Raw genomic sequence first — 5,383 nt, 5'->3', positions numbered from 1 at the left:
CGTCGCCCGCGTCCCAGACCGCGCGCCGCATGTCGATGCGGGGGGTCGCGCCGGGGTCCGCGCCGGCGCGCAACGGGGTGCCCTCCGCCCGGTAGTGCTCCAGCGCGCGCGACTCGTGACCCGGCAGCACCCGCCCGTCCGCGCGCACCACGCGCCACCAGGGCACCGCGCCGCCGTAGTGGGACAGCACCCGGCCCACCTGACGGGGCCCGCCCTCGCCGAGCAGGCGCGCGACGTCTCCGTAGGTGAGGACGCGCCCCGGCGGGATCCGTTCGACCTCGGTGAGGACCCGGTCGGCGTACCCGGGCAGCCGGTGGACGCCGTTCTCCGTGCGGTCTGCCATGACGACCATCGTGCCGTATCTCACGGACCCGACACCCGCGGCCGTCTCTCGTGCCACTATCGTCCCAGCACGGGGGTGGGCTGGTCGGAGGTTCCAGCGCGAGGAGAATCCCGGGGAAGCGGCCAGTGATACGGGGCGAAGAAGAGCGGGCACAGCGAGCGGACGAGCGCCCGGCGCCGGGACCGGAGGAGCCGGACCCGGACCCGGAGGCGCCGTTCGAGGCCCTGCTGCGCGCGGATCCCACCCGCTCCGACCGTCTTGAGGTCGACGAGCCGATCCTGGCCGCCCGGGTGCACCGCCCCGGCGACCTGCTGCGGATGCTCATCGGGCTGGCCGGCATCGCCCTGGTGGTGGCGCTGGCGACGTTCGCGATCGGCACCACCGAGGGCATCGAGCAGGACGTCGACAAGGGCGCCGGGCAGGCGCCGTCCCTGCTGATCGACCTGGCCGGGTTCGCCTCCAGCGTCGCCGTCCTCGTCATCCCGGTCGCGTTCGCCATCGAACGCCTCGTCAAACGGGACGGGCTGCGCATCGCCGACGGCGTGCTGGCCGCGGTCCTCGCCCACGGGGTGTCGCTCTCGTTCAGCCTCTGGGTGGCGAGGATGTCCCCGGAGTCCGTGCAGAACGCGCTGACCAGAACGGCCCCGGGCGACGTCCTGACCGAGCCGGTCCACGGCTACCTGGCGCCCGTCATCGCCTACGCCACGGCCGTCGGCATGAACCACCGCCCCCGCTGGCGCCTGGCCATGTGGGCGGTGCTGCTGCTGGAGGCCACCTCGATGCTGGTCGCGGGGTACACCACCCCGTTCTCCATCGTGGTCACGGTCCTCATCGGCTGGACCATCGCCTACGGCACGCTCTACGCCGTCGGCTCGCCCAACGTCCGCGCCACCGGCCAGCAGCTCCTCGCGGGCCTGCGCCATGTCGGCTTCCGGCCGGTCAGCGCGCTGCGCGCCGAGCGGCTCGGCGATCAGGAGGGCGACGGCAAGGACCGCGGCGACCGGTCGGAGCCGACCCGCCGCTACCTGGTCACCCTGGAGTCGGGCCCGCCGCTCGACGTGACCGTGATGGACCGGACGCAGCAGGCCCGGGGCTTCTTCTACCGCCTGTGGCGGCGGCTCGCGCTGCGCGGCATCACCCAGCGCCGGAGCCTGCCGTCGCTGCGCCAGGTGCTCGAACAGGAGGCGCTGATGGCGTACGCCGCCGGCGCCGCCGGCGTGCGCGCCCCCAAGCTGATCGCCACCTCCGAGCTCGGCCCCGACGCGGTGATGCTCGTCTACGAGCACATCGGCGGCCGGGACCTGGACGCGCTGCCCGACGACGAGGTCACCGATGCGCTGATGGAGGCGGCCTGGGGGCAGCTGACGATCCTCCAGTCGCGCCGCATCGCCCACCGCAGGCTGGACGGCGGCTCGCTGCTGGTCGACCGGGACGGCGAGGTGTACCTGACCGAGCTGCGCGCGGGCGAGATCGCCGCGGGCGACCTGCTGCTGCGGATGGACGTCGCGCAGCTGCTCACCACCTTCGGCCTGCGCGTCGGCGCGGAACGGGCCGTGGCCGCGGCCGTCACGGTGATCGGCCCCGACGCGGTGGCCGCCAGCCTGCCGCTGCTCCAGCCCATCGCGCTGAGCCGCACCACCAGGACGGCGCTGCGGCAGCTGTCGCGCGAACGGTCCCAGCGCGAGCGGCAGGTGGTGCTCGACGCCGCCCGCACCTACCGCGAGGCGCGCGGCAGCCTGCCGGAGGACGCCGACCGCAGGACGGTCAAGGCCGCCAAGCAGGCGGAGAAGCGGGTGATGGAGGAGGCCCTGGACAACGCGAGGGAGCCCGACCTGCTCTCCCTCATCCGTCAGCAGGTGCTGCTGATCCGGCCGCAGGCGCCCATAGAGCCGGCCCGCATCGAGCGGATCAGGCCGCGCACGCTGGTCAGCATCATCGCCGCCGTCTTCGCCGCCTACTTCCTGCTCTCCCAGCTGATCCAGCCGGAGTTCCAGCGGGTCTGGGAGAACGCCAACTGGGGCTGGGTGCTGGTCGCCGCGGGGTTCTCGACGCTGACGTACTTCGCCGCCGCGCTGAGCCTGCTGGGCTTCGTGCCCGAGAAGGTGCCGTACCTGCGGACGGTGGTGGCCCAGGTCGCGGGCTCGTTCGTGAAACTGGTCGCCCCCGCCGCGATCGGCGGCGCCGCGCTCAACGCCCGCTATCTGCAACGCCAGGGCCTGCGCCCCGGGCACGCGGTGGCCAGCGTGGGCGCCTCCCAGCTCTTCGGCGCCGCCGCCCACATCGGGCTGCTGCTGCTGTTCGGCTATCTGACCGGCACCGAGCGCACCCCGACGCTCTCCCCCTCCCGCACGGTCATCGCGGGCCTGCTGACCGTCGCCGTCGCCGTGCTGATCGTGACCGCGGTGCCCAACCTGCGCAAGGCGATCCTGGACCGGGTCCGCAGCCTCTTCGCCGGCGTGGTGCCGCGCATGCTGGACGTGGTGCAGCAGCCGAAGAAGCTGCTCTCCGGCATAGGCGGGATGCTGCTGATGACGCTGGCGTTCATCCTGTGCCTCGACGCCAGCCTGCGGGCGTTCGGCGAGGACGTGCACTACCCCACCCTCGCGGTGGTCTTCCTCGCGGGCAACGCCCTGGGCTCCGCCGCCCCGACCCCCGGCGGCATCGGCGCCATCGAGATCGCCCTCACCGGCGCGCTCGTCGCGTTCGGCGTCCCGGACAGCTCGGCCCTGGGCGCGGTGGTGCTCTTCCGGCTGATGACCTTCTGGCTGCCGGTGCTGCCCGGCTGGCTGGCGTTCACCCAGCTCAGCCGCAAGGAAGCGCTCTAGGGGCGGGCGCGGGGCGCGCCCGCGCGCGGGCGCGCCCAGGCCCGGCCGCGAACCCGCGGGCCCCAACACCCTTGCGTCTGCGAGCCGTACGCCCCTAAGGTCCCGCACATGCGGACCTACGGCATGGGTCGGGCGGCCAGGCTGCTCGGGGTCAGCCCCGACACCGTCCGCCGCTGGGCGGACGCCGGGCGGCTGCCCACCCGGCGCGACGAGACGGGCAGGCGGCTGGTGGAGGGGCGGGATCTCGCCGCGTTCGCCGCCGCCCTGGCCGCCGAGACGCCCCCGGCCGGCTCCGCCGACCACGGCGAGCCGTACACCACCGCCCGCAACGCGTTTCCCGGCATCGTCACCGCGGTCACGCTCGGCGACGTCGCCGCCCAGGTCGAGATCCAGGCGGGCCCGCACCGGCTGGTCTCGCTCCTCACCCGGGAGGCCGTCGAGGAACTGGGCCTGGCCGTCGGCATGGAGGCCGTGGCCCGGGTGAAGGCCACCAACGTGCACATCGACCGAGGGTGAAGAGGACGGGTACATGGGAACGAGGACAAGGCCGGCGTCACTGCGGCGGGCCGCCGCCGCGCTGCTGCTCCTGCCGCTGGCCGCCGCCTGCGGCCCGGACGGCGGGGACGGCGGGAGCTCGGGGGAGGGCGGCACCACGCTGACGGTGCTGGCCGCCGCCTCCCTGACGGACGTGTTCACCGAGGCGGGCGCCGCCTACGAGGAGGCCAACCCGGGGATCACCGTCCGCTTCTCCTTCGCGGGCTCCCAGGAGCTCGCCGCCCAGGTCGGGCAGGGCGTGCCCGCCGACGTGCTGGTGACCGCCGACGCCGAGTCCATGGCGGGAGTCGAGGGCGAGACGGGCGAGAGCAGCGTCATCGCCCGCAACGAGCTGACCATCGTCACCCCGCCGGACAACCCCGCGGGCGTGGACGCCCTGGACGACCTGGACGCGGAGGGGCTGCGGCTGGTGCTGGCCACCTCCGAGGTGCCCGCGGGCCGCTACGGCCGCGAGATCCTCGACCGCGAGGGCGTCTCCGTCACCCCGGTCTCCGAGGAGCCCAACGTCAGGGCCGTCCTCAGCAAGGTGCAGCTCGGCGAGGCGGACGCCGGACTGGTCTACGTCACCGACGCCACCGCCGCCGGGGACGGCGTTCTGGCCGTGCCCATCCCGCCCGAGCAGAACACGCAGGCCGCCTACCCGGCCGCCCCCCTGGACGGCGCGGGCAGCCCCGAGGAGGCCGCGGACTTCGTCGCCTGGCTCGGCGGCGACGAGGCCCAGGCGCTGCTGTCGGACGCGGGGTTCCTCGCCCCATGACCCACAGGCCACCGCTGACCCTGGCCGTTCCCGCCCTGCTCGGGGTCGCGTTCCTGCTCGCGCCCCTGCTGGGCATCGTCGCCGACGCCCCGTGGACCGACCTGGGCGACCGGCTCACCGACCCGGCGGTCACCGAGTCCCTGCGCCTGTCCCTGCTGGTCTCCGGCTGGGCGCTGGTGATATCGGTGCTGTTCGGGGTGCCGCTGGCGTGGCTGCTGGCCCGCACCGAGTTCCGCGGCAAGACCCTGGTGCGCTGCCTCGTGCTGCTGCCCATGGTCCTGCCGCCGACCGTGGCCGGCGTCGCGCTCCTCCAGGGCGTCGGGCGCCGCGGCCTGCTGGGCGGTCCGCTCGAATCCCTCGGCGTCTCCCTGCCGTTCTCCACCTCGGGCGCCGTGGTCGCGGCCGTCTTCGTGTCGATGCCCTTCCTCGTCATCAGCCTCGAAGGAGCGCTGACGGGGCTCGAACCGCACTACGAGGAGGCCGCCGCCACCATGGGCGCGGGCCCGCTGACGACCCTGCGCCTGGTCACCCTGCCGATGGTCGGCCCCGCGCTGGCCGCGGGCGCGGCGCTCTGCTGGGCACGGGCGCTGGGCGAGTTCGGCGCGACCATCACCTTCGCGGGGAACCTGCCGGGCACCACCCAGACGCTGCCGCTGAAGGTCTACCTGCTCCTCCAGGAGGACCCGGCGGGCGCCACCGCCGTCTCGTTGCTCCTGCTCGTGGTCGCCGCGGTCGTGCTCATCTCGCTGCGCGGGCGCTGGCTCAGCCCGGGGCGGCCCTCACCCGGTTGACGCGGCCCGGGGTGCGCCCCGGCCGGGCCGCCGCCGACGATGGCGGGACGGACCTGTCGGAGCGAACGAGGGGACACCCGCCATGACCCGAGCCCGACCGGCCGTCCCCCTC

General features: G+C 74.7%; 4 protein-coding genes and 1 pseudogene. 4 read left to right on the top strand and 1 reads right to left on the bottom strand.

The window, feature by feature from the left end; all coding sequences use genetic code 11:
* Positions 1 to 343, bottom strand: a 343-nt coding sequence (locus tag ADY01_RS31970; RefSeq protein ID WP_049580229.1) for an MGMT family protein, incomplete at its 3' end; no start/stop codon positions are given.
* Positions 344 to 468: 125 nt separating this feature from the next.
* On the opposite strand from ADY01_RS31970, the gene ADY01_RS31965 reads away from it, so the two are divergent.
* The 4 genes and pseudogenes from ADY01_RS31965 to ADY01_RS31950 form a co-directional block, all read left to right on the top strand.
* Complete coding sequence (locus tag ADY01_RS31965) at positions 469 to 3,168, top strand: lysylphosphatidylglycerol synthase transmembrane domain-containing protein (RefSeq protein WP_049580228.1); 2,700 nt, start codon at positions 469 to 471, stop codon at positions 3,166 to 3,168.
* A gap of 108 nt (positions 3,169 to 3,276) precedes the next feature.
* On the top strand, positions 3,277 to 3,684 hold the full coding sequence (locus ADY01_RS31960; RefSeq protein ID WP_049580227.1) for a TOBE domain-containing protein: 408 nt from the start codon (positions 3,277 to 3,279) through the stop codon (positions 3,682 to 3,684).
* 13 nt (positions 3,685 to 3,697) lie between these two features.
* Positions 3,698 to 4,480: a molybdate ABC transporter substrate-binding protein gene (gene modA, locus ADY01_RS31955; RefSeq protein ID WP_049580226.1), complete on the top strand. Its 783-nt coding sequence runs from the start codon at positions 3,698 to 3,700 to the stop codon at positions 4,478 to 4,480.
* A pseudogene (locus tag ADY01_RS31950) lies at positions 4,477 to 5,241 on the top strand (ABC transporter permease); the annotation flags it as partial. The gene modA and the pseudogene ADY01_RS31950, both read left to right, overlap by 4 nt.
* Between the last annotated feature and the right edge of the window lie 142 nt (positions 5,242 to 5,383).

The organism is Streptomyces sp. SBT349 (assembly GCF_001083795.1).
Classification (GTDB): Bacteria; Actinomycetota; Actinomycetes; order Streptomycetales; family Streptomycetaceae; genus Streptomyces.
Note: the sequence above shows the minus strand (reverse complement) of the source record. Positions and strands in the feature narration are given on the sequence as shown.

Coding starts and splice junctions, on each gene's coding strand:
- ADY01_RS31960 (WP_049580227.1), top strand. CDS start 3,277: ATGCGGACCTACGGCATGGGTCGGGCGGCCAGGCTGCTCGGGGTCAGC.
- modA (WP_049580226.1), top strand. CDS start 3,698: ATGGGAACGAGGACAAGGCCGGCGTCACTGCGGCGGGCCGCCGCCGCG.